Here is a 24655-nt window from a genome sequence, read left to right as displayed (position 1 = left end):
GGCGAGTCAATGTAGCGCACCGCCCGATGATTCACTTGAGCCGCAGCTACGCGGCTGCGCCCGCCTCAAGCCGTGCGAGATAGTCCCAGAACTCGGCCTTCAGGTCGTACTGACCGTGGTGCTGGTTCGTCTCGTCGAGCACGAACTCGATCGGGGTGTCGAGCTTGCCGATCGCCCAGCCGTGGCGCTTGGCCCAGCTGCACATCCACAGGTCCTCGAGATGCGCGAAGTACCTCGGCAGTTCCGTGAAGAACGCCGGGTCGGCGACGATGTCGATGTCGCACACGCATCCGCCCGTGCCCGCGTAGTCGACGCGCTCACCGACGCTCGCGGCACGCCTGTCCCAGTAGCCGCCCCCGTGCATCTGCCAGGCCCACCAGCCCGCGAGGCCGTGCGGGGCGGCCGCGGCGAGCGCGTCGGCGAGGAAGTGACCGGTGACGTCCTGGTCGTCGTCGAGCATGATGAACGGCCCGCGGTAGCCGCCCTCCCACAGCTGCCGGGCGACGAAGAAGCGGCAGATGCCGCGCATGTTCACCGCGCTCGTGTGGAAGCGGATGGAGCGCAGGGCACCCGTGCTCGGCGCATCCGCTTCGGCCCCACCTGGCGCAGCGGCGGCGGCAGCAGCGGCGAACGCGGCGATCCGCGACCGATAGTGCGCGTCGTCGGCCTTCTGGTTGTTCCACAGCACGAGATCGATCGGCCCCTGCTGGCCGTCGAGCATGCGCAGCACATCGTCGATGCGGCTGGGCCTGTTCCAGAGGCACATGATGAGCGGCACGGCGGATGCCTCGGCCGGCGTGTGCGCGGGCTGGGCAGTGCGCACTGGGGCGCCCGGGCGTTCGAACAGTGTCTCGAGAGCGAACTGCCCGCGCCGGCCGCGAGCCATCGCCCGCCGCCACTCGGCCGCCGCCGCGATGCGCCCCGGCCGCAGCCGCGCGAGCTGCGTGCGCAGCGTCACGACACGACGACCGGCAGCGCGACCTCGCCCGCGTCGCTGAGGACCGGCTCGGCATGCACGATGCCGACGTAGTCGGGATGCGACGGCGCGTCGAAGTTCGTCGCCTGCGGCAGGTCGAACAGGTGGCGCCCCGCCATGTCCATCAGCGAGGCGTGCACGAAGTACTTGCCGCCGCCGAACGCCACGTTCTTCAGCAGGAAGTCGACGCGGCGGGGCGCGGCGAGGTGCGGGAGGGCGATGCCCACGCGCTTCGTCGTGGTGCCGTAGACGACGGCGCCAAGGGTGTTGTCGATCTGCACAGCGCACACCCAGTCGTCGATGCCCGTGTCGTGCGACACGACGACCGAGATGAGCAGGTCGTCGCCCGGGTGCACTTCCTCGCCCGGCTCCCGGCCGACGGCGTGGGCGACGGCCGAGTGCACATGGCCGTCGCGGACGCGGCTCAGCTCGTCGGTAGCGACGCCGTGCACCGCCGCCTGCGCCTCGGCCTCGTTCTGGCGGCGCACTTCGAGGATGTCGCGGAAGGCCGAGACGGCCTTGTTCGGGTCGCCGTCGACCACGACCTCGCCGTGATTGAGCAGGATGGCGCGGTCGGCGAGCTCCTGCACCTGGCTGAGGCTGTGTGTGACGAGCACGATCGTGCGGCCCTCCTGCTGGAAGGACCGGATCTTGTCGAGGCACTTGCGCTGGAACGCCTCGTCGCCGACCGCGAGCACCTCATCGACGAGCAGCACGTCGGGGTCGGTGTGCACGGCGACGGCGAACGCGAGCCGCACGTACATGCCGGACGAATAGAACTTGACCTGGGTGTCGATGAAGTCGACGATGCCCGAGAACGCGACGATGTCGTCGAAGCGTTCCTCCGTCTCTTCACGCGACAGCCCGAGGATCGACGCGTTGAGGAAGACGTTCTCGCGGCCGGTGAGATCGGGGTGAAAACCAGCGCCGAGCTCGAGCAGCGCGGCGATGCGGCCGCGGCGGGCGACGCTGCCGCTCGACGGGTCGATGATGCCGCCGATCACCTTGAGCAGCGTCGACTTGCCCGAGCCGTTGTGCCCGATGAGCGCGACGGTCTGCCCGGCGCGGATCTCGATCGAGACGTCTTTCAGGGCCCAGAAGTCTTCGCGGTGACGGCGCCCTGTGCGCCCGAGCGTCACGAGGCGTTCTTTCAGCGAGTTGTCCTTGCGGATGATGAATCGCTTCGAGACGTCGTCGACCCTCACGACGACGGGTGCGTCTTCCTCCACCTCAGATCTCCTGCGCAAAGTTGCCCTGCAGGCGCGCGAACACGCGCTGGAACACGACGATGAGAATGAGTCCGATCACGATCGCGATTCCGGTGCGCAGCAGGAGGTGGTCCGGGTACTCGCTGCCGCCAAGGTGCGCACCGGCCGTCCACATCGCCTTGCGGAAACCGAGCACGGCGAGCGTGATCGGGTTGTCGGTGTACAGCTGCATGACCCACGAATCGGCGCCGAAGGACTTGGTGACGAGCTGGTGCACCATCGTGTATGAGTACACGATCGGGGAGGCCCACAGCAGCAGCAGCATGGCGACTTCCACGAGGTACTGGATGTCGCGCAGGTAGACGTTGACGGCCGCGAGCAGCAGGCCGAACGCGGTGCCGTAGACCAGGATCAGCAGCAGCGACGGGATCAGATAGATGAGGCCGGCGGAGATGGGGAAGGCGCGCGAGATCAGCGTCGCGGCGATCAGGATCACGAACTGCATCAGGAAGTTGAAGATCGCGGAGCCGATGGAGGCGAGCGGGAAGACCTCCCGGGGCAGATAGATCTTCTTGATCAGGCCGGAGTTGCCGACGATGGAACCCGTGGTGCCCGTGATCATCTCGCTGAAGAAGCTGTACAGGATCAGGCCCGAGAACACGTAGACCGCGTAGTCGTGCACGGACTGCGCGGCGCCCAGCACCTTTCCGATGATCACGAAATAGATGACGAGCTGCACGATCGGGCGCACCAGAGTCCACGCGAAACCCAGCACACTGTCCTTGTAGCGCGACTTGAGGTCACGGCGGATCAGCAGGTCGAGCATCTCGCGGTGGCGGAAGATCTCGCCGATCGCATGCCAAGTACCGCCTGCCGCGCCCGTGCCGGACACCGTCACCAGGTCCTCGTGCGCGAGCCGGGATAGACGGACTGCGCGGGTCGTTTCTGACATCACGGGAATGATAGCCGCGCGCCCGGACAACAGCCCTGTTAGGGTTCCCAGGTGTCCGACCAACACTGTTACACCCGTTTTCTTGCGCTGCTGCTCGCGATCGCGGCAGTGGTCGGTGTTGTGACGGTCGCGACGGCGCCGGCCGAGAGGGCGCAGGCGGCCACTCTGTCGGGCAGCCAGTTCCAGCCCGGCGCGATCATCTCCGACGCCGCGTTCTTCAACGGCAGCGCGATGACGCAGGCGCAGATCCAGACGTTCTTGAACAGCAAGGAGCCGACCTGCTCCAACTCCTCCTGCCTCTCGATCCTCAAGACGACGACCACGAGCAAGGCGGCCGACTCCCTCTGCAAGGCCTATCAGGGCGCGAGCAATGAGACGACCGCGGCGATTCTGTACAAGGTGCAGGTCGCGTGCGGCGTGAGCGCGAAGGTGCTGCTCGCGACGCTTGAGAAGGAGCAGGGGCTCGTGTCGAGCACGGGTCCGACCGCGGGGGCGCTGCAGACGGCGATGGGTTACGCCTGCCCGGACACCGCGCCGTGCAACACGGCCTATTACGGCATCTTCAACCAGCTGTACAACGCCGCCCACCAGTTCCAGAACTACCGGGCGAATCCGAGCTACTTCAACTTCGCGGCGAACCGCACGTCGAACATCCAGTACAGCCCGAACGCGTCGTGCGGCAGCCTGCGCGTGCTGGTTCAGAACGCGGCCACCGCGGCGCTCTACAACTACACGCCGTACACGCCGAATGCCGCAGCCCTGTCGAACCTGTACGGCGTCGGCAACAGCTGCTCCGCCTACGGCAACCGCAACTTCTGGGTGTTCTACAACACGTGGTTCGGCGCAGGGAACCCGCCGTTCGGCGCCTTCGACCAGGGCGCCGTGACGAACGGCGTGGCCTCCGTCAGCGGCTGGGCGATCGACCCGGTCGACCCGACGCGCTCGCTCATGATGCAGATCAGCATCACGAATCCGGCCGGCACGACGACCACGACGACGGTCACCGCCAACCAGAACCGACCCGATGTCGGCGCCGTCTACCCCTATGCGAAGAACTCCGCCGGCCAGACGCTGCACGGCTTCTCGCTCACCATGCCGGCGGCGGCGACCGGCCAGTACGGCTTCTGCGTCACCGCCGTCGCGTCACCGATCAACAGCTCGGGCAACACCAGCCTCGGCTGCAAGTACCAGCTGTACGGCGCAGCATCGACCACTCCGACGACGACCCGCCTGGCCGGAGTCGAGCGCTGGGAGACCGCAGCCGCGATCTCGAAGGCCGCCTTCCCGACGCCCGGCGTGCCCGTCGCATACATCGCTTCCGGTCAGACGTTCGCGGACGGCCTCTCGGCCGCTCCCGCTGCCGCGAAGCAGGGCGGCCCCGTCCTGTTCGTGCAGCAGAACGCCATTCCGAGCGCGACACTCGCCGAGCTGCAGCGCATCAAGCCCGCGCGCATCGTCGTGGTCGGCGGCACCAACGCCGTGAGTTCCAGCGTGTACGCGAAACTGCAGTCGGTCCAGAAATCCATCACCCGCATCGGCGGCGCGACGCGATACCAGACCTCGCTCATGATCGCGCAGTCGGCGTTCCCGACCGGCACGAAGGCGTTCCTCGCGACCGGCGTCGACTACCCCGATGCTCTGGCGGCCGGCGCCGCGGCGGGCTCCATGAGCGCCCCCGTACTGCTCGTGAACGGCGCAGCCCGCTCGACCGATTCGGCGCTCACCTCACGCCTCAAGTCGATGGGCGCCAAGAGCGTGTACGTCGCGGGTGGAACGAATGCCGTGTCCGCCGCGTCGATCTCGGGCGTGTCTGCGATCGGCGCTACGGTCACCCGCTACGCCGGAACGGACCGTTACGACACCAGCACGAAGATCGCGAACGCCTTCTACACGAAGGCGGCGACCGTCTACCTCGCGAGCGGCGCCACCTACCCCGACGCCCTCGCCGGCGCGGTGCTGGCCGGTCGCACCAAGGGCCCGCTGCTCATCACGCAGCGGCAGTGCGTGCCGAGCGCCGAGGGGCAGGTGATCTTGCGCATGGGCGCCACCACTGTGACGCTCTTCGGCGGCACCTCCGCTCTCACGGCGCAGGTCGCCAAGCTCGGCGTCTGCGCTTAGCGGCGCCGTCGCCTAGCGCGGCCGACGAATGCTGCGCCGCAGCTGCTGCACGCTGTTCGGCTTGGCGAGCAGCTGCTCGACCGCCCCGTCGACGCGCCCCAGGATCGCCGCCTCGCCCTGCTCGGAGCGGTCGCGGAGCAGGTCGAACAACTGCTGCATGTGCAGGTGCACGTTCGCGTCGCGCTGCTGCTCCTCACGGTCGATCACCTGAAGCAGGTTGGCCAGGTAGCCCACGCCGAGCGCGCCGGCGTCGAGCTCTTCGCGCAGCAGACGGTTGAACAGGCGCACCTTGTGCTCGTCGTACTGCCAGTCGCTCGCGCGGGTCACGTTCCCATCGGTGCCCTCTGCGGTCTCGCTGCGCAGATGCCAGTTCGCGAGGTGCTCGGTCAGGACCGCGAGGTCGAACCGGCGCACGGTGCGCAGATTGAACTCCCAGTCGGCGACCACCGTCATCGCCTCGTTGTAGCCGCCGATGGTGTCATGCACTCGCCTGCGGTAGAGGTACGCGATCGGCGGGAATTGGTTGCGGCGGCACAGCTCGATCAGCGAGATGTGCTCGATCTCGCGGGCGAACGGCTCGCGGCTGAGCTCGCGATACCCGTCGTCGCCGCCCGTCTCATGGACAAGCTCGGTGAAGGTGACGACGCCCGCGTAGTCGGCGTTGGCCGGCTCGTCGAGGAAAGACGTCGTGGACGCCAGAAAGCCGGGCTGCCAGGTGTCGTCATCGTCGTGCAGCACGATGTAGTCGGAGTCGACCGCCGCGATGCCCTGGTTCGCAGCCGGCCAGCGACCGCGCGAGCTCGCGTTGTCGACAACGGTCACCAGATCGGCGATCGGATGCTTCGCCACGAGCCCCGCGACACCGCCGGCGTCTCCCCCGTCGTTCACGATCACGACGCGCACGGTCGCGCGATGCTCGGCGAGCAGGGTCTGCGCAGCGATGTCGTCGAGGGCGCGGGCGAGCAGGGCCGGCCGGTCCTTCGTCCTCACTACGACGGCGACGGTGCCAACTTCCACCAGGTGTTCCTCTCACGGTGTCGGCGCGAGCTGCGCAGGTCAGGAGCATCAAACCACACCGGCGGGCGGCACCCCGTGCGAACCGGCATCCGTTGTCGGCCGCGCCGCGCACCAGCGCCGCGCTCAGGTGACGCGCACGTAAACTACGTAGATGCACCCAGAGAGGACGAGTGTGATGAGCGCGCATGGCACGCCCCGCTCCGGCCTCGCTGCATCGCTCGCCGTCGTGACGGTCAGCTACCACTCGCAGGAAGCGCTCGAGGGCCTCATCGAGTCGCTCGCAGAGAGCGGCGTCGCGCCCGCTGCCACCGTCGTCGTCGACAACGCACTCGACGACCAGCTCGAGCTCCCGGAGCTCGCGGGTCTGCGCGTAGTGCCGGCACCAGGCAACCTCGGGTACGGCGGCGGCATCAACCTCGGCGTCCGTTCGCTGCCTCCTGAGGTCGAGTGGGTCCTGGTCACGAACCCCGACGTGCGACTCGAGGCGGATGCCTTGGGCACGCTCCTGCGCGCCGGCGCCGACCAGCCGACCGCCGGCGCCGTCGGCCCGCGCATCCTTCAGCCCGACGGCAGCACGTATCCGTCAGCGCGGGAACTCCCCAGCCTGCGCACCGGCATCGGGCACGCCTTGTTCGCGAATCTGTGGCTCGGCAACCCGTGGTCTCGCCGCTACCGAGGCGAGGCGCGGGCGAGTGACGGCCACTGGCGCGAGACCGGCTGGCTCTCCGGATCGTGTCAGCTGGTCCGGCGCTCGGCCTTCGACTCGATCGACGGCTTCGACGAGTCCTACTTCATGTACTTCGAAGACGTCGATCTGGGCCGTCGCCTCACGCAAGCCGGGTGGCGCAACCTCTACGTGCCCGAGGCGGTCGTCACGCACACGGGTGCCCACTCGACCTCGGGGGGCCGAGCGAAGGCGATGCGCGCCGAACACCACCGCAGCGCCTACCTCTACCTCTCGCGGAAGTACTCCGCGTGGTACCTCTGGCCCTTGCGCCTCACGCTGCGCGCAGCGCTTCACGTGCGCTCGCGCGTCACGAACCGCGGCTGAGCCGCGCTACCTCAGGCTGGCGCCCGCCGAGGCGTTGCTGCGGCCCGCGACGAAGTCGTGGTAGGCGTCACAGACCTCGTCGACGTCGCCGTCGGCAACCAGCTTGCCCTTCTCGATCCACAGCACGCGGCTGCACATCGCACGCACGGAACCCAGCGAGTGCGAGACGAAGAACACGGTTCCCGCGCTGTCGCGGATCTCCTCGATCCGCTCGGTGCTCTTCTTGCGGAAGGACGAGTCACCGGTCGCGAGGGCCTCGTCGATCATCAGGATGTCCGGCGTCTGCATCGTCGAGATCGCGAATCGCAGGCGTGAGCCCATGCCCGACGAGTAGGAGCTCATCGGCAGGTACAGGAAGTCGCCGAGCTCCGCGAAATCGGCGACGGAGGACGTGCGCTCACGCACTTCCTTCGCGCTGAGCCCGAGGGCCAGACCGCCGACGGTGATGTTCCGTTCCCCCGTGAGCTTGGGCAGCAGGGCCGCGTTCACGCCGAGCAACGCCGGTTCCGCGCTCGTGAAGACCCGGCCCTTGCTCGGCGGCAGGACGCCTGCGATCGCCCGCAGAAGCGTCGACTTGCCCGAGCCGTTGGTGCCGAGAATCCCGATCGACTCGCCGTGCCGCGCGACGAATGACACGCCGCGAACCGCGTGCACCTCGGTGATGGGGCCGGTGTCGGGCCGACCAGCGTTGATTGCGCGGTTGATGAGCGAGGTCTTCGAGCTGGTGGTGCCGCCTCGACGCGCGCCGAAGACGCGATAGGTGATGTGCACGTCGTCGACGATGACGGAGGGAGACCCGAGCTCTCTCCTCTCCATCCGCTTCGGCAGGTCCTCGGCGTCGATCTCGTAATCGATCTCGTCAGTCACGTCCGTACGTCTCCTCTGCGCCCCAGAAAAACAGGAATCCGATCGCAAAGATGCCGACCGCCCACGCTGCTGCCTGTGCCCACAGGGCTCCGGTCATCGGAATGTTCGGCTCGTTGGCGAAGCACGAACGGAACAGTTCGAGGAAGACCTGCAGCGGCTGGTACTCCAACAGGGGGCGGAACCAGCTGTGCGAGCCGGTCAGGCCCACGATCGAGAACGTCGCGCCGGACGCGTAGCGCCCGAGGGAAAGGAGGAACGGCACGACGTTCGCGATGTCCGGCGTACGCGCCCCGACCCTGGCGAAGAAGAGTGCGCCACCCGCGGAGAAGATGGCGAGCAGGGCGCCGGCGAACGGCAGGAGCAGCCAGGACCACTGCGGAATCACCACGCCGCCCATATGCGGCAGGAATCCCGTCAATAGGACGAGCACCACCATCGCGATGATGACGGGACCGAAGAGGACCGACTCGGTCATCACGGCCGCCAGAGGCACCACCGCACGGGGGAATTGGTGGGAGCGGATGAGCTGAAGGTCGCTCGGGATCGAGCCGATACCGGCCATGACGATCTGCTGGAACAGGGTGTACGCGAACGAGCCGATGACGATGAACGCAGCCCTGTTGTGGATCCCCGGCGCGCTGCCATGAAAGATGAAGCCGAAGATGATGATCATCACGGACGCATCGAGGGCGGGCCTCAGCACCGCCCATGCCTGGCCAAGATACGAACCCTGGTTGCGGACGTAGGCGCGCGATGACGAGAGGTTCCAGATGAAGGAGCGCCTCCCCCACACTCCCTGGATGTAGTGACCGAGCGGTGGACGTACGCCCATCTCGCGCAGACCCGACTGCTGGGCGAGTTCTGCCGCCGCCTCTGAGCTCAGGCGCGGCGAGACGACCAGCCCCGGTTTCGGATCAGCCAAGCTCAATTCCTCTTTCACTACGTGTGTTCACATCAGGCCTCTCATCGAGCGCGGGCGGATCTTCCCGTCTCACGGCTTCGTTACGATCGTTCCCTGTGACGACTGAAAAGGGTGCGCGGCCGGTCGTGACGGTGATCATGCCGGCCTTCAACAGCGCACAGACCCTGCGTGAGTCGGCTCAAAGCGTACTTGATCAGTCAGTGGATTCCCTTGAACTCATCGTGATCGACGACCGGTCGAGCGACGGCACTGCGGCGATCGCCGCCGAGCTCGCGTCGAGCGACTCTCGCGTGAGACTCGTCCGCCGCTCGGAGCGGGGCGGGCCGGCCGCTGCCCGCAACGACGGCATCGCCGCGGCACGCGGCAGATACCTCGCCTTCTGCGACGCAGACGACCTGTGGCTGCCGACGAAACTGGAACGGCAACTCGACGTCGCGGCGGCCACGGGTGCGGCGCTCCTCTACAGCAGCTACCACCGAGTGGACGCCGATTTCGCGGGGTCGGTGGCAGGGTTCCGGTCCGAGGGCCGCGTCGTCGAGGCGCCGACGCGACTCACCCATGCGCAGCTGCTGCGCGCCAATGTCGTCGGGTGCCTCACGGCGGTGGTGGACACACGGCAGACCGGGCCGGTGCAGATGCCCGACCTGCCGGGTGCCGAGGACTGGGCCCTATGGCTCCGGATCCTCCGCGAGGGCGGGCTCGCCGTGGGCATCACGGAACCGCTCGCCCTGTACCGCGCGGCATCCCCGGGGTCGCACTCGGCCCAGCGCCAACGGGCCGTGCGCGCCGTCTGGCAGGTGCTCCGCACGGAAGAGCGGCTCTCGGTGCCCAGCGCGCTGCTGCATCTCGTCACCGACATCGTGGCTGCGCTGCGCAAGAGTCGCATCTGAACCACGGCGAGAGCGCCCGGGTCGGCGCCTCAGCGTCACCGGACTTCGTCGACGCCGTGATTCCTGTCGCGGCGGAACGAGAAGTACTTGTGGCCGGCATAACTGATCACGGCTACGCCGATCGCGACGACCGCCTGGGCGATGATCGGATGCCAGTGCGTGGTCTCCACGACGACGGGCAGCAGCACCGCGTTCACGCCGAGCCCTGCGCAGTTGACCAGTGTGAAGCGGCCGAGATCGAGCCAGAAGTGCCCGCGCACGCGGAACACGAGGTACCGGTGCAGGAAGAAAGCGCAGATGATCGATGCCGCGTACCCGCACAGCAGCGAGACCATGTAGCCGTAGCGGCCGAGGTGCTGACCGAACAGGGTCTGGAAGAGCGCGAACCAGGCGATGCCGAGAAGGGTGTTGACCCCGCCGACCATCATGAAGGCGACGCGCTGGTCTGTGACGACACGAAAAAGCAGCCCGCGACGGTTCGCCGGAACCTCGGTTTCCGGCGACACTTCGTCGCGACTGACCACTCGGGCGGCGCGTTCGGCTCGTGACATCGTTCCTAATGTAGTGTCGCGAGGTGACCAATGCCCTGACGCCGCATTCGATCTCGGTGGTGGTGCCCGTGTACCGGGGCGCAGACACTCTGGCTGCCCTGGTCGCCGAGATCCAGCCCCTCGCCGAGGGCTTCACAACGCCGGGCGGCCGGGCGGCGCGGGTCGGCGAAGTCATCCTGGTCCACGACAACGGCCCCGACGCATCCGATCTCGTGATGCGCGAGCTCGAAGGGCTGTACCCGTTCGTTCGTGCGATCTGGCTGAGCCGCAATTTCGGGCAGCATGCGGCGACCCTCGCAGGCATCGCTTCGTCGGGTGAGGAATGGGTCGCGACCATCGACGAAGACGGCCAGTACGACCCCGGTCAGCTCGGCATCATGCTTGATGTCGCCCTCAATCAGCGGGCCAGCCTGGTATACGCCCAGCCGACGAATGAGGCGCCGCACTCCGCCTTCCGGAACGTCACGTCGCGCGGCTCGAAACGGGTCGTCGACCTGTTGAGCGGCAGCCGGGACGCGCGACGCTACCATTCGTTCCGCCTCATGCTCGGCGAGACCGGTCGCTCCGTAGCCGCCTATGCCGGTCATGGCGTGTACCTCGACGTCGCGCTGGGCTGGGTCGCCGGGCGCATCGCCACCGCGCCGATCGAGCTGCGCGATGAGGGCGACCGGCCGTCCGGGTACAACTTGCGGCGCCTGCTCTCACACTTCTGGCGGCTCGTCCTCACCAGCGGAACGCGCGGCCTGCGCGTCGTCAGCGTCGCCGGAGCGATCATCGCCGCGGCGGGTGTGATCACGGCGATCGTCCTTATCGTCAGGCACATCATGGGCGGCTCGTGGCCACAGGGCTGGGCGTCGCTGATCGTCACCGAGCTCGTCATCGGCGGCGTGATCCTCCTGTTCCTCGGCGTCATCGCCGAATACGTCGGCGTCGCCGTCAACCAGGCGATGGGCAGACCTCCGTACCTGATCATCTCCGACCCGGCACGCGGCCCCCTCGGCCGGGAAGAACAGCCGACCCCCACGGCGGAAGACGAGGAACACCCGAAGTGAGCTCGTCGCCGGCGCTGGTCGTAGGAAGTCATGGGCTGCTCGGCAAGGCGCTCTCGCGCGAGCTGAACCGGCGCGGCTTCCACACCCTGCGCCCGGCGATCCGGTGGCGCGGGCCCGACGCGCGGGGCGACCTCGAGCGCGCCTTTCACGCCCTCACCGCTGCGGCGGGACCGTGGGCGGTGTTCTGGGCGGCGGGCGCGGGCGTGACCCAGACTCCACAGGCCGTCTTCGACGAAGAGATCGCTGTCTTCTCGGCTTTCGCCGCCCACGTTGCACAGTCGAGTGCGGCGCGCACAGGCACCTTCTTCTTCGCATCCTCGGCCGGCGCGGCATATGCAGGCTCGGCGCACCCGCCGTTCACCGAGGCGACGACTCCTGAGCCGCTCGCCCCGTACGGGCACACGAAGCTCGCCCTCGAGCAAATCATCGCGGGCCTGACGGATGCCGGTACTCGGGTCGCCATCGGACGGATCGCGAACCTCTACGGGCCAGGGCAGAACCTCGCCAAGCCGCAGGGCCTGATCTCTCAGCTCTGCCTCTCCCTCGTCACGAATCGCCCGCTGGGCGTCTATGTGCCGATGGACACGCTGCGCGACTACATCTACGTCGATGACGCCGCGGCGACGATCGTCGAGCTCGTGCAGGCGATGACCCAGCTCGCACCGGGCTCGCCCGCCGTCACCAAGATCATCGCGTCGGGTCAGGCGATATCGATCGCCAAAGTGCTCGGCGAGCTGCGACTGATCGCTCGCCGCCGGCCGCCCCTGATCCTCGCGGCCTCGCCGTTCAGTGCGGCTCAGGCCCGCGACCTGCGGATGGAGTCCACCGTCTTTCCGGAGATCGACCGCAGAACGCTCACACCCTTCCCCGTCGGCTTCGCGCAGACGCTTGCCGACGTGCGCGGACGCACTCTGGCACACCGCTGACGCACGGCAGCTGCCGACGAGCCGCCGCACCGCGGGTCACGGCACGCGATAGACCGAGAACTCGCCGCGCTGGAACGCGAGGTGGAGATAGCTCTTCAATCTGGGCGACGCGGTTCCGACGGTTCCGTCGACGAAGACCCACTGCGCCGAGTGGGCGCGCAGCCACGCGACCGTGGCCGAAGACGGGTCGTAAATCGCCGCATCATTCGCCTTGAGGAACGACTGGTTCCAGTACGGGTTGAGGTCGGAGCCCGTGAAGCCGGGCGCCACCTTGGCCGAAGGCGTCGAATAGGCCCAGCCCTCGAGCAGCACGTTGCGTTCGGCGAGCCCGGCCAGCCAGAAGTTGCGCGGGTCGCAGCCGTGACGCGTCGCGGTCAGCGGAAGGCAGTGCATGTTCGTCACGACTGTGTCGGTGGTCGCGGAATGCTCGCGCAGCCAGCGTGCGGCCTCAGCGCCGTCAGGCGGCGTCATTATGCCCGCGGCGGTCTCGTCGACACGCGGCGTCGGCGACGGCTTGAGGCCGTAGTCCGCCATGCCGGAGAACGCCGAGCCCTGGACGACGCCGAACGCGACCAGGGCCGCGAGCGGCAGCGCCGCCGCCCCGATCATGAACCGGATGCGCCCGCGACCATACCGCGCGGCGACATAGATCACCGCGCCCGCGACGAGCCCCACAGCGACCACGGCGGCATACGGCCACAGCAGCTTCACATACGTGTGCGTGACACCGTTGAACGTCGTAGGCATCGTCGCGCGGTCACGGATCACGAGCGCGGTCGCGAGCCCTGCTGCGAGCGACGCTGCCAGCGCCACCCACGCAACGGGCCGGACCCGGGTGCGTTTCACCAGCTCCGCGAGACCGACTGCGGCGAGCACGAACAGCGCGGGTGACGCACTGCGCAGGAAGTACACCTGGCTGAGGTCGGGGTGGGAGCCGAAGATCGCGGCACCGATGCCCGCGACGCCGACGCCTGCAAGGAGCCACACGGTGACATCCCGTCGTCTCAGCACGAGCGCGGCCAGCGCTGCGATCACCCCGAGGACCCAAACGGCTCCGACGGCGAGGATGGCGGCGGCCCGCACCACCGGACGATCGACGATCGGGCCCAGTGCCCCCGCAACCGCGAGCCGGGAGAGCAGATCGGTTCCCCCGGAGAGCTTGAGGCCGCGCGAGTTGGTTCCATCGACAAGTTCGAGACTCGCGAGGAACGTGACGGCGGAGATGGCGAGCAGGATCACGAACGCCCGCGTCTTCTTCGCGCGCACAATCCACCCGACCACGAGCGCCGCGGCCAGCCCGCACAGGATCAGAGGCAGGAACGTCGCCTTCGCGCCGCCGGCGACGAACGCGAGCGCCGCAGCCGCGGCGTACACCCACGGGCTCGTCCGGCGCTCGCGGAGCAGCACCACCATGAGCAGGAGGAGCGCCAGGAAGATCGGCTCGCCGAAGACCTGCGTCGGACTGAGGTAGGTCAGCGGGGACTGCACGCCCCCGAACGCGGCATCTACGCCGCGATACAGCCACGCGGAGGCGGCGAGATACCCGAGCGCACCGCCCAGCGCGCCGGCCGCGCTCGACCGGCTGACCCGATAGGCGAGAGCGCCGCAGAGCACGACGGCGAGCGCGACGAGAGGCAGGGTGTTCAGCCGCAGCAGCACGAGCGTCAGGTCCACACCCGTCCAGCGGGTCACGTCGGCGATGTGCTCGTAAACCATCATCGTGTACTGCAACGGCACGCTCGTCACGTACGGGAACACATCGCCGCTTCGCAGAACAGCCGCCGAGAGAGCTTGATGGAACGGCAAGTCGACGTACGGGTTCGGTGCGAAGTATTGACCCGGGAAGCCCGGAACCGGGGCGATCGCGTTTGCCCGGAAACCGGTATTGCCCACCCACCATGCCGCGACGACGCTGGTGCCGGCGAGAATCCATGACATCCATGGCGATACCGGTCGCGGTGCCTGCGACCTCCAGTTCTGACGCAGGCCGGGCACGACGATGCTTGCGACCACGACGATGAGGCACCAGAGTACGGCCAGGCGAGGCGACACACCGATGCGGCCGAGGGCAAAGGTGAGAAGCACCTGCACCGCGAGCCCGAGCGCGCTTCCCGCAGCGATCTCTTCGAGCGCGGAGTGCGGTCTGATCCGCAGCATGCGCCACAGCAGTGTTCCGGGAATGACTGCCGTGAGGAGCACGTAGACGGCGTACAGGCCGATGGCCGACCACGGCGTATCGAAGTGTGCGGTGATCAGCGCGATCGCGAGCACCGAGAGGGCGAGCGGCAACCAACGCGCGCAGCCCCGGATGAACGTGGAGACGCTCCGATTACTGGCGGATGCCACCGCCACCTGGCGCGCCGGCTCGGCGCCCCCGTCGGCCAGCGCAGCCGATCGCCGTAGATTCACGCGGTCACTCTAATGGCGGCAGGCTGTGCTGCAGCCTGGGGCGCGCTGCGCCGTGCATGGCGCCAAGACTCGACCCGGTAACATTTGAGGAATGACGTCGCAGCCTCAGCCCGAATTCCACGTCGGGCCGCATCGTGTCGGGCCAGGAAACAGGCCCTTCGTCGTCGCCGAGATGAGCGGCAATCACAACGGAGACCTCGGAAGGGCTCTCGCGATCGTCGACGCGATCGCCGAGTCCGGCGCTCCGGCGGTCAAACTCCAGACCTACACCGCCGACACGATCACGATCGATCACGACGGGCCTGAGTTCCGCATCACGAGCGGCCACGAGCTCTGGGGCGATCGCAACCTCTACTCGCTCTACCAGGAGGCGAGCACGCCCTGGGAATGGCACGAGGCGATCTTCGAGCGCGCTCGCAGCTACGGCCTCATCCCGTTCTCCAGCCCCTTCGACGACTCGGCGGTGGAGCTTCTCGAGGGCCTCGGTGCTGAGGTCTACAAGGTCGCCTCGATCGAGATCGGCGACATTCCCCTGCTTCGCACCATCGCTCGTACCGGCAAGCCGGTGATCCTTAGCTCCGGGGCCGCCACGGTGTCCGACATCGACCTCGCCGTTGAAACGCTACGCGCCGAGGGGAACGAGCAGATCGCCGTGCTCGGCACCACCTCCTCATACCCGGCCCCGCCGGCCGAGACGAACCTGCGCAAGCTGCCGATCATCGAGAACACCTGGAACGTCGTCGCCGGACTGTCCGACCACACCATGGGCATCGGCGTCTCGGTGGCATCGGTCGCATTCGGCGCTGCCATCATCGAGAAGCACGTGACCCTCAAGCGCTCAGACGGCGGGGTCGACTCCGACTTCTCCCTCGAGCCGCACGAGCTGAAGTCGCTGGTCGACGAGTCGTACGCGGCCTGGCAGGCACTCGGCGTGCCCCGCCTGGGCCCGACGGAGCACGAGGCGGAGAGCCTGCGTCTGCGCCGGTCGCTCTACATAGTCGAAGATGCGAAGGCCGGAGACGTCGTCACCGCGCAGAACGTGCGTTCCATCCGGCCGGCCGGTGGCCTCGAGCCCAAGATGCTGGACGTGGTTCTCGGTCGCAGATTCACCCAGGACGTCACGCGGGGGACGCCGCTGACCTGGAACGTGGTGTAACGGCGTGCGCTCAGCAGTGATCCACGGGGCAGGTGACGTTCGCGTCGAGGACCGCCCCGCGCCTCACCTGCTCACCCCCGGCGACGCGGTCCTCCGCGTCGTCGCGGCTTGTGTGTGCGGCTCCGACCTGTGGAACTACCGAGGCGTGAGCCCCGTGCGGTCACCGCGCCCGATCGGGCACGAACTGGTCGGTGTGGTCGAAGATCTCGGCGCCGACGTCACCTCAGTCGGCGTCGGCGACCTCGTCGTTGTCCCGTTCTCGCTCAACTGCGGCGAGTGCCAGGCGTGCCGAGCCGGTTACCCCTCCGTGTGCGACTCCATGACCATGGTCGGCGGGCTGGACCGAGCCGGGCTGCAGGTCGATGGCGCGCAGGGAGAGCAGGTCCGCATCCCGCTCGCTCAGGCATCCCTGCGCACCCTCGGAATCTCCGAGTCTGAAGCTGAGGCACGCGGCCTGATACCTCACTTGCTTGCACTGTCAGATGTGATGCCGACGGGCTACCACGCCGCCACCAGCGCTCAGGTCGGGCCCGGAGATGTCGTCGCCGTCGTGGGCGATGGCGCGGTCGGCCTGTCCGCCGTGCTTGCTGCGCGCCTGCGCGGAGCAAGCCGCATCATCGTCATGAGCCGCCACGAGGATCGCGCGGCGCTCGCTCGTGAGTTCGGTGCGACCGACGTCATCGCAGAGCGCGGCGCCGAAGCGACGGCCGCGGTCCGTGCCCTGCTCGACGGCGAGCTCGCAGACGCGGCGCTCGAGTGCGTCGGCACGAAGGAATCCATGGACCAGGCGCTCGCAGTCGTGCGCGGCGGCGGCAACGTCGGGTTCGTCGGGGTGCCGGCCGGCGGCCCTGAGCTTCACGTCCGTGACCTGTTCACGCGCAACATCGGCGTCAAGGGCGGCATGGCATCGGCCCGTCACTACCTCGACGTGCTGCTCCCCCGCGTGCTCGACGGCACGATCGAGCCGGGCAAGGTGTTCACTCACACGGTGTCGATCGACGATGTCGCCACCGCCTACGAGCTCATGGACGCTCGCGAGGCGATCAAGGTCCTGGTGCGGCCGTGAGGGCCGCGGTCATCGGCGCGAGCTCGGAGTCGCTGCACGGAATCAAGGTGGCTCAACAGCTCGGGTACGACGTCGTCGCCCTCGACGGGAATCCGGAAGCCGCTGGTCTGCGCGCCGCCGACTCGGGCCTCGTCGTCGACATCACCGACCCGGTCGCCGTCTTCGCCGCTCTGGGTGATGCGCCAGACATCGTGATCCCGGTGCCGATCGGCCGCTACCTCACGACGACAGGCGTCGTCAATGATCGCTTCGGGCTTCCCGGGGTGAGCGAGACGAGCGCTCGACTCTGCACCGACAAGTACGAGTTCCACCGCGTCATGGAACTGCATTCGCTGCGCTCGACCACCGCCATCCTCATCCCGGCCGGCAGCGTGGACCATCCGTTGCCCGCGCAGTTCCCCGTCGTCTTGAAACCACGGTTCGGCTCGGGCAGCCGCGGCGTCACGGTGTGCATGACCTCCGACGAACTCGAGAACGCGCTGCTCACGGTCCTGCCTTCGCGCGATGACCTCATCATCGAAGAGTTCGCGGAAGGAACCGAGTATGGCGTCGATGCCGCCGTGGTCGACGGTGCGCTTCGGGTCATTCTGCTTCGCGAGAAGCTGAACACGCCGCTGCCGTACCGGCAGGCGATCGGGTACTACTCAATGCCCGCGGAGCACCCCATGCAGGCGGCCGCCGCCGCCGCGCTCGCCATCGCCGTCGACGCTCTCAAGATCACCAGCGGCCTGCTTCATGCCGATCTCATCGAACGCGACGGGCGCGCGTTCATCGTCGAGCTCTCGGCACGCCCATCCGGCCACCACCTGCACGACCTGTTCACCCCGCTGGCCTCCGGGGTCGACCCGATCCGCGAGTTCCTGCTCGCAGCGCGCGACGGGGCGGATGCCGCGCACTTCGCCCCGAGTGCGAGCGACGCCCTCCTGATGCGCTTCTTCGATTTCGACCACGGCACCGTCGCCGCCGCGCCCGACATGACGGCGCTCGCGCAGACGGTCGACCTCGTCGAATTCGAGGAGCGGATCGTGGGGCGCGAGATGATTCCGGTGACCAACGGTCCCGAGCTCATGCAGCGCGGGTTCTTCATCGTCCGCGGCACCGACCGCGCCGACCTGGGGCGGCAGGCGGATGCCGTTTTGACAGCTTTCACGTTCGAAGGGGCATGACCATGGATGCGAACCACCTGATTCCCGTCATCGGATTCGATGACGTAGTGCTCACGCGCGGTGAGGGCAGCGCCGTCTTCGGGCAGGACGGGCGCCGGCTCGTCGACCTGACGTCCGGCCAGTTCTGCACCGTGCTCGGCAACGGGAACGCCGAGGTTCAAGACGAGATCGCGCGCAAGACCGCGTCGCTCGTCAACACGAGCACAGCCCTGATCAGCGACGAGGTGCTCGCCGCGGCAGAGCGGCTGCACCGCATCAGCGGCGAGATGAGGGCATCGAGCATCATCCTGAGCACCGGCGCCGAGGTGATCGAGTTCTGCCTGCGGGACGCGAAGTTCATCAAGGGCAAGCCGGGCGTGATCTGCTTCGAGAACGGCTACCACGGGCTCACGCTCGGCGCCCAGAGCGTCACGATGGGGGGCGGCTACGCGGTCCCGCGGGTGTCGCCGGTCTATCCGATCCCCGCGCCCGACAGGGATTGGACGAGCGAGCAGCTCGATGCGTCGCTGGCGAGCCTCGAACTGCTCATGCAGACGTCCGGCGACATCGCCGCAATGCTCATCGAGCCGATCGTCTCGGTCGGCGGCATGGTCTTCCCGCCGGCCTCCTGGCTCGTCGCCGCTCGGGCTCTCTGCGACGAGTACGGGATTCTGCTCGTGCTCGACGAGTGCCAGACCGGCTTCGGCCGTACTGGCGACTGGTTCGCTTACCAGAAGTTCGGCATCGTGCCCGACATGGTCGCACTCGCCAAGGCCATCGGCCTCGGCTACCCGGTGGCTGTCGCGATGTTCCGCGACACGGTGATCGCACAGGCAGGTCGCCTGCCCGCCCACTACAGCTCTCACCAGAACGACCCCTTCGGGGCCGCAGTGGTCAACACCGCGATCGACTACATCGAACGGCACGACGTGCTGGCCAACGTGAAGAAGATGGGCACGATCTTCCTGGAGGCCCTGCAGGAAGCCGCCGCGAGCAGCCCCCATCTGGTCAACCCGCGTGGCACGGGCCTCATGCTCGGGATCGACCTTTCCATTCCCGGCATCGCCGACTACCGCCCCATCTACTCGACGCTCGTCGGCCGCCTTCTCGAACGCGGCGTCATCATCCAGGGCACGAGCGGTGGATCCGTGCTGCGCTTCCTCCCCGACTACCTGATCAGTGAGGACGACATCAGGGAATCGCTGCGGAAGGTCGCCGAGGTCGTCGACGAGACTGCGGCGTCGCTGCAAGTCGGGTGACGATGGGACCACGAAACCTTTCCGTGGGCCGCCGCGGTCGGAGCATCCGTTCAGCACGCGCTCTCTCGAGCCATGCCTTCGCCAATGCCGGCGAATATCGCGAATTCCTCGCGACCCGGTACGCGTCGGACGCCCGAATGCGGGAGCTGACGGTATCGGTCATCATGCCCAGCTACAACGGGCATCAGGAGCGCATCCTGTCGGCCGTGCAATCGGTGCTCGCGTCGACCCACGCCGCCATCGAGCTCATCGTCGTCGACGACGGCTCCGATGTCCCCGTCGCCGGCTGGCTCCCCCAGGCCGAGCCCGACCCGCGCATGTCCGTTCGCCGGCAGCCCAACGCGGGACAGGGGGCGGCGCGAAACGCCGGAATCGCCGAGGCCACAGGCGAGTTCGTCTTCTTCGTCGACGACGACGATCACGTCGAGGCCGGCGCCATCGCACTGCTCATCGCACACGCGCAGACATTCGCGGCGAACGTGGTGGTGGGAACCCGTTGCCTCGTCGACGAGCGCGGCCAGGTGCTCAACATCAGCCTCGAGTACCTACCTGGCAGCACCTACCGGGTCTACCACAGCAACACCGACTATCCCTTCACGGATCAGATGATCCACGGGCGCCTTATCCGGCGTGAGTTTCTGGTCGAGTCCGGTATTCGGTTCACGGCCGGACACTACGAGGATCGACTGTTCGCAACAGAACTCTATTTAGCGAGTCCGGCCCACTTCACGAATATTCCGACATACCGCTGGACGCAATACACGAGTCGTTGGACGTCGTCATCGGTAATGTCGGTTTCCCGACTTCACGACAAGATGCGCTCGCTTGAAGCGTGCTGGGAAGTCATGCCGCACCAGCTGCGGCCCCGTTTCATGCGAGAGGTGCTCGCTCTCGACCTCACCCGATTCTTCGAGGCGTGGCCGGTCGGCGACCACGAGTACCGACTGGTCCTCCTTGGGGAAGTGGGCAAATTCCTCCGCGATCGTGCCCCGTACTTGGCCGCGGTACGACGAGGAAGCCTCCATGGACTGGCTCGAGCACTTGAGAGGGGCGACTGGAATGCGATGTGGCGCCTTTACCCTGGTGCGCTCGGAAGCAGCGGGGAGGGCCAGCTGGCGGTCGGCGATCTCGCGCTGACGCGCAGCCCGACAGACGATTACTTCTGCCACACGCACTACCACGTTCTCTTCGCGTTGCTGCTCGCCGCCCACAGAAAGCGGCCGGCGCAGATCTTCATCTACACCGCGTACCAGGAATTCTCGCCAGAGTTCCTCACCGCTCTCAGCGCGACGCCATGGGTGCACCGCGTCATCACTTACACGATGGGCAATGTCGTCTCGGAGATCGACGATCGTCTCGAGGCCGACCCTGCCACTGTGGAAACGTGGCTCCCGCACGTCATGCGCAGCCAGTTCGCGTCCGTCATCGATGCGATCGGTACTGACGACCAGTGCTTCGCCTTCAACGACACGCTCCCGTCGTGGTACGTGATCGAGCGCAGCTTCGCAACGCTCACGCGCGTCGAGGATGCATACGCGTCGATGAGCCGTGAGCTTCGGATCCACCACACGTATGGCAAGTGGGACCGGGTGCTGGCACGACTCGGTCAGGTGTTCCCGCCGACGATCTACGGGTCTCCCAAGATCACCGAGATCATCGTCGGCGCGCAACCCGAGCACGTACCCGACGACCTGGGCGCCCTCGTCCAGACGTTCGACCCGCTCGCGGCGATGCGTGAACAGCGCGAAAATCTGCGCGAATTCTTCGCGCGTGCGTATGCGGGTGGCTCGATCGGGTTCACCCGGTCGACCGTGCTCGTGTACACGCAGCCGCTGGCGCACATCGGCCACTGCTCACCCTTCGAGCAGTTGGAGCTGTACCGAGGCATTGTCTCGAAGTACGGCGGCTCAGCCTGCGTCATCAAGCCGCATCCCGCCGACACGGTCGATTACCGTTCTCTGGGCGTCCCGGTGATGGATCGCAGCATGCCGGCCGAGGCATTGAATCTGATGGCCGAATCGGCAGAAATCGAACTGGCGGTCAGCTTCTCCTCGTCAGCGGTGCACACCACGCAGTTCGCGCGCCGGCGCCTACGCCTCTTCGGCGACGACCTCACCGACCCTGCCGAAATCCGCGCGGCGATCCTCAGCTTCATCCCCGACCATGGAAGCCCGCGGTTCCGCCTCGCCGACGCCGCCTCGACGCTGAAGCGCTCGACCCAGCAGGCAGCCCGAGCACGAGTCGGCAAGATCCGCACCGCGGCTCAGAATCCGCGAGCGCTCCTCGGGTGGCCGATGTGGAAGCTACGGAGCGTGCTCGACGTAGGCCGTCGACGGCTTCCGCTCTGACCTCCGCAACTGGCCGTCGCGGCGAACGTCGCGGAGTCGCTGTCCACCCGAATCACGCCATGTCACCAAGAAGGAGTCCCGTGCCGACCGAAGGCCCGATCCCAAGCCCCGTTTCCCCGCTCGAGCGGGTCAGCCGGCTGTTGGACGCCTCGGCCGACAGCCTGCTGCGGGAAGACTTCGCGGCCGCCATGGCCACGGACTCAGAGGTGGTGGCGCTTCTCGAGCGGGTCGAGCCTCGTGCCGGCTCGGCGAACAATGCTCTGCTGAGCTTGGTCACGAACTACCTCAAGGCGCTGGACGTAGCCACATCGTTCCACAACGATTCGGGCGAGGACGCGCCCTCGATCGCGGTGTTCACCGAGCACGCTCTCACCCTCGACCCGAAGGCGTTCGATCAGAACGTGCTGGCGACCTATGCGATCGAAGTCCTCTTCCTCAATGTGCGCATCTACCGGCACAGCAAGGCAGCACAGCTGATTCGGCACTACGACAAGGTGTTCGACGACTGTCACCGCGCCGCCCTGTGCAACCGAATGCTCGCCGCACCCTCCGCCAAGCTGGGCCTCGACACCGACGTCAGGCCGCTCATGCGCCGGGCCAAGCAGTGGCTCAAGACCCTCGACACGCAGATCGCTCGCTTGCGCCGCCGCGGCCGATCCGCCGGCGGCAACGACGCTGCGATCGCCTGGCGGCAGCAGCGCAAGCGCGAGTATCTGACCAATCTCACCGGCATCCTGCGCAAGCTGGAGCTCGAAGGGGACCTGCCGGCCCTGCCTTCGTGGTGTCGCGGCGAGATCAAGAACTGCCACGGTCAGACCCAGGCGGGTGCCTGGGCTTTCATGCAGACGATGGCCGACACCGGGCTCTATGACAATGAAGTCCGGGCCTGGGCCGCGTCGCTCGGCCCCGAGGGCCAGGCCGACGAGGGCCTGCCCCGTCTCCTGCAACGCCTGGGCGGCGACCGGCCGGGCCGACCGGCCTCTTCGCGCTACGTGCCGGGCGAGAGCTTTCGGCAGCGCTGGCACAACCTCAGCATCGCCTCCACCGACCGCCTCGTGCCACGCCGGAAGGTGAGCCAGGACGCGGCCGCCCTCATCGCGGAGGCGAGGAGCGCGTACGAGAGTGCCGAGACCACGGCGGAGCGCCTCGAAAACCTCCGCATCATCTACGCACTTCGCATTCCCCAGCGATACCTCGACTTCTGGGCCGACTTCTCCGACGCCTTGACGATGATCCCCCAGCCGCCGCTCGGCGACTCGGTATACCTCTTCCCCGAGAGCTGGTCTCTGGTGGACGGCACGCTGGCGCTGCCCGTGCTCATGGAGGCCCGCAAGCGCGGCATCGTCGCCGCGGCCGTGAATCCTCGAGCCGCCGACTACGAGGCCACTGCTGATCAAGGCCTCAATGAGCTGATCGGCCTGTTCGACGCGCCGCGCGACCTCAGATACGAGCGCACCTCGCACCGGTTCTTCGATTGGAAGATCGACCTGGCGCACAAGAAGATCACCGCGGGCCCGTACAACATCTACCAGCCGGTGTTCGAGCACGTCACCCGCTATCAATTCACCTACTTCCTCAACTTCGACACCGACGCCTGCTGCCGGCAGAAGGTCCTCCACTACATCACCTATATGGACCATGTACTGAAGTACTGCGAAGAGGTCGCCGCGTGGGCCCGGCGGGAGGGCAAGAAGGTGCGCTTTGTCGCCAACGCCTCGCACTACCCCCAGAATGGTGCTTACCGCATTTTCTGCGAGGCCGAGGGATACCGTGACGATGTCGAATTCGTGGCCGTATCCGCCGGTTACGACAACTATTTCAAGAACATCGGCGATGCCCGTACCGAGACGCTCACGGCGCTGAACCTGACACGTAACCCGCTCTCGCGGAACTCCTTCCTGGGTACGAAGGAGGGCTTCGAGCGCTACGTGGACGACAACGCCGCCCGGCTGCCCGAGCTGCGACAGCAGGCGACGCAGTGGCTCACCGCGAAGCGGTCGCAGACCGCCGCCGATTCCGCCGAGCGGGAAGCGGTGCTGAGCCGGATTCGCGAGGCCAGGGCCTCAGGCAAGAAGGTGCTGCTGGTCATCGGAAAGGTGATCTACGACCTCGGCGTCAAGTACACCGAGGGTGTGTGCCACGCCGACATGAGCGACTGGATCACCGACACCGTTCGCTACGTGAACTCTCGCGACGACGTGCTGCTGCTCATCAAGCCGCACCCGCACGAATCGCTGAAGAGCCTCACGATGACATCAGATGTCGTGCCCACACTGCGCGACCTCATCACAACGCAGCTGGGCACGAACGTCGTCTACCTTCCGCACAATATGTTCAGCATCGCTGACCTCGAGGAGCAGATCGACCTCGGCATTCTGTGGAACGGCACGAGTGCGGTAGAACTGGCGGCGTGGGGCGTGCCCGTCTTGGTGTGCGACGTATGGGGGCATTACGACTACCCGATCGGTTTCACGCGACCGGCCTCACGCGACGAATATCACCGGATGCTGACCGACCCGACGCTCGTCAACGCAGGCGACACCATGCGCGATCGCGCGATCTGCTTCCTGCACTACATGGGCAGCGATGCCGTGGGCGTCCGGAATCCGTACACCCGGACCAGCACGCTGAACTATGACCAGTTCAGCGCCAGCACCATCCTGTTCGACAAGGTTCGGGACTTCGCGCGGACCGACGATCCGGAGCTGGCGGCGCTTTTCGACCGCATCCACTGACCGGGCC

General features: G+C 67.3%; 19 protein-coding genes. 11 read left to right on the top strand and 8 right to left on the bottom strand.

What is annotated here, in order from left to right; all coding sequences use genetic code 11:
• Positions 1–46: 46 nt before the first annotated feature.
• The 3 genes from ACFOYW_RS09075 to ACFOYW_RS09065 are packed head-to-tail and all read right to left on the bottom strand — an operon-like array spanning position 47 to position 3136.
• Positions 47–958: a hypothetical protein gene (locus ACFOYW_RS09075; RefSeq protein WP_390228595.1), complete on the bottom strand. Its 912-nt coding sequence runs from the start codon at positions 956–958 to the stop codon at positions 47–49.
• The gene (locus ACFOYW_RS09070; protein ID WP_390228593.1) at positions 955–2205 is read right to left on the bottom strand and encodes an ABC transporter ATP-binding protein; all 1251 of its coding nucleotides are present in this window, start codon (positions 2203–2205) and stop codon (positions 955–957) included. Before ACFOYW_RS09070 ends, ACFOYW_RS09075 begins: the two co-directional genes overlap by 4 nt.
• A 1-nt stretch (position 2206) precedes the next feature.
• Positions 2207–3136: an ABC transporter permease gene (locus ACFOYW_RS09065; RefSeq protein ID WP_390228591.1), complete on the bottom strand. Its 930-nt coding sequence runs from the start codon at positions 3134–3136 to the stop codon at positions 2207–2209.
• A gap of 51 nt (positions 3137–3187) precedes the next feature.
• Here ACFOYW_RS09065 and ACFOYW_RS09060 point away from each other — a divergent pair, with 51 nt between their 5' ends.
• Positions 3188–5254 (top strand): cell wall-binding repeat-containing protein, encoded by a 2067-nt coding sequence (locus tag ACFOYW_RS09060; RefSeq protein WP_390228589.1) that lies wholly within the window; start codon positions 3188–3190, stop codon positions 5252–5254.
• Between the two features lie 12 nt (positions 5255–5266).
• Here the strand turns inward: ACFOYW_RS09060 and ACFOYW_RS09055 are convergent, their stop codons facing one another.
• Complete coding sequence (locus ACFOYW_RS09055; protein ID WP_390228588.1) at positions 5267–6271, bottom strand: glycosyltransferase family A protein; 1005 nt, start codon at positions 6269–6271, stop codon at positions 5267–5269.
• A gap of 151 nt (positions 6272–6422) precedes the next feature.
• On the opposite strand from ACFOYW_RS09055, the gene ACFOYW_RS09050 reads away from it, so the two are divergent.
• Complete coding sequence (locus ACFOYW_RS09050; RefSeq protein ID WP_390228586.1) at positions 6423–7322, top strand: glycosyltransferase family 2 protein; 900 nt, start codon at positions 6423–6425, stop codon at positions 7320–7322.
• Between the two features lie 6 nt (positions 7323–7328).
• Here the strand turns inward: ACFOYW_RS09050 and ACFOYW_RS09045 are convergent, their stop codons facing one another.
• A complete protein-coding gene (locus ACFOYW_RS09045; RefSeq protein ID WP_390228584.1) occupies positions 7329–8189 on the bottom strand; it encodes an ABC transporter ATP-binding protein in 861 nt (286 codons plus the stop codon).
• On the bottom strand, positions 8182–9111 hold the full coding sequence (locus tag ACFOYW_RS09040) for an ABC transporter permease (protein ID WP_390228583.1): 930 nt from the start codon (positions 9109–9111) through the stop codon (positions 8182–8184). The genes ACFOYW_RS09045 and ACFOYW_RS09040 overlap by 8 nt, the downstream gene beginning before the upstream one ends.
• 95 nt (positions 9112–9206) lie before the next feature.
• Here ACFOYW_RS09040 and ACFOYW_RS09035 point away from each other — a divergent pair, with 95 nt between their 5' ends.
• A complete protein-coding gene (locus ACFOYW_RS09035; protein ID WP_390228582.1) occupies positions 9207–10001 on the top strand; it encodes a glycosyltransferase family 2 protein in 795 nt (264 codons plus the stop codon).
• Positions 10002–10036: 35 nt separating this feature from the next.
• Here ACFOYW_RS09035 and ACFOYW_RS09030 read toward each other — a convergent pair whose 3' ends face one another.
• A complete protein-coding gene (locus ACFOYW_RS09030; RefSeq protein WP_390228580.1) occupies positions 10037–10552 on the bottom strand; it encodes a GtrA family protein in 516 nt (171 codons plus the stop codon).
• 23 nt (positions 10553–10575) lie between these two features.
• Between ACFOYW_RS09030 and ACFOYW_RS09025 the strand changes: the two genes are divergently transcribed.
• Both ACFOYW_RS09025 and ACFOYW_RS09020 read left to right on the top strand, forming a co-directional pair.
• On the top strand, positions 10576–11604 hold the full coding sequence (locus ACFOYW_RS09025) for a glycosyltransferase (protein WP_390228579.1): 1029 nt from the start codon (positions 10576–10578) through the stop codon (positions 11602–11604).
• Entirely contained in the window at positions 11601–12530 is a 930-nt protein-coding gene (locus tag ACFOYW_RS09020) for an NAD-dependent epimerase/dehydratase family protein (RefSeq protein WP_390228578.1), read from the top strand. The genes ACFOYW_RS09025 and ACFOYW_RS09020 overlap by 4 nt, the downstream gene beginning before the upstream one ends.
• Before the next feature lie 36 nt (positions 12531–12566).
• Here ACFOYW_RS09020 and ACFOYW_RS09015 read toward each other — a convergent pair whose 3' ends face one another.
• Positions 12567–14939: a hypothetical protein gene (locus ACFOYW_RS09015; protein ID WP_390228576.1), complete on the bottom strand. Its 2373-nt coding sequence runs from the start codon at positions 14937–14939 to the stop codon at positions 12567–12569.
• Positions 14940–15030: 91 nt separating this feature from the next.
• Between ACFOYW_RS09015 and pseI the strand changes: the two genes are divergently transcribed.
• The 6 genes from pseI to ACFOYW_RS08985 all read left to right on the top strand — a co-directional run bounded on the left by pseI (position 15031) and on the right by ACFOYW_RS08985 (position 24648).
• Positions 15031–16095 (top strand): pseudaminic acid synthase, encoded by a 1065-nt coding sequence (pseI, locus tag ACFOYW_RS09010; protein ID WP_390228574.1) that lies wholly within the window; start codon positions 15031–15033, stop codon positions 16093–16095.
• 4 nt (positions 16096–16099) lie between these two features.
• The gene (locus ACFOYW_RS09005) at positions 16100–17161 is read left to right on the top strand and encodes a zinc-binding dehydrogenase (RefSeq protein WP_390228572.1); all 1062 of its coding nucleotides are present in this window, start codon (positions 16100–16102) and stop codon (positions 17159–17161) included.
• On the top strand, positions 17158–18327 hold the full coding sequence (locus ACFOYW_RS09000; protein ID WP_390228571.1) for an ATP-grasp domain-containing protein: 1170 nt from the start codon (positions 17158–17160) through the stop codon (positions 18325–18327). Before ACFOYW_RS09005 ends, ACFOYW_RS09000 begins: the two co-directional genes overlap by 4 nt.
• A gap of 2 nt (positions 18328–18329) precedes the next feature.
• Entirely contained in the window at positions 18330–19565 is a 1236-nt protein-coding gene (locus ACFOYW_RS08995; protein WP_390228569.1) for a class-III pyridoxal-phosphate-dependent aminotransferase, read from the top strand.
• 137 nt (positions 19566–19702) lie between these two features.
• Positions 19703–21913, top strand: coding sequence for a glycosyltransferase family 52 (locus ACFOYW_RS08990; RefSeq protein ID WP_390228568.1), 2211 nt, complete (start codon positions 19703–19705; stop codon positions 21911–21913).
• Positions 21914–21993: 80 nt separating this feature from the next.
• On the top strand, positions 21994–24648 hold the full coding sequence (locus tag ACFOYW_RS08985; protein WP_390228566.1) for a hypothetical protein: 2655 nt from the start codon (positions 21994–21996) through the stop codon (positions 24646–24648).
• Positions 24649–24655 lie beyond the last annotated feature (7 nt).

The organism is Gryllotalpicola reticulitermitis, from assembly GCF_042651345.1.
Lineage (GTDB): Bacteria > Actinomycetota > Actinomycetes > Actinomycetales > Microbacteriaceae > Gryllotalpicola > Gryllotalpicola reticulitermitis.
This window is presented reverse-complemented; position numbering and strand designations above follow the sequence as displayed.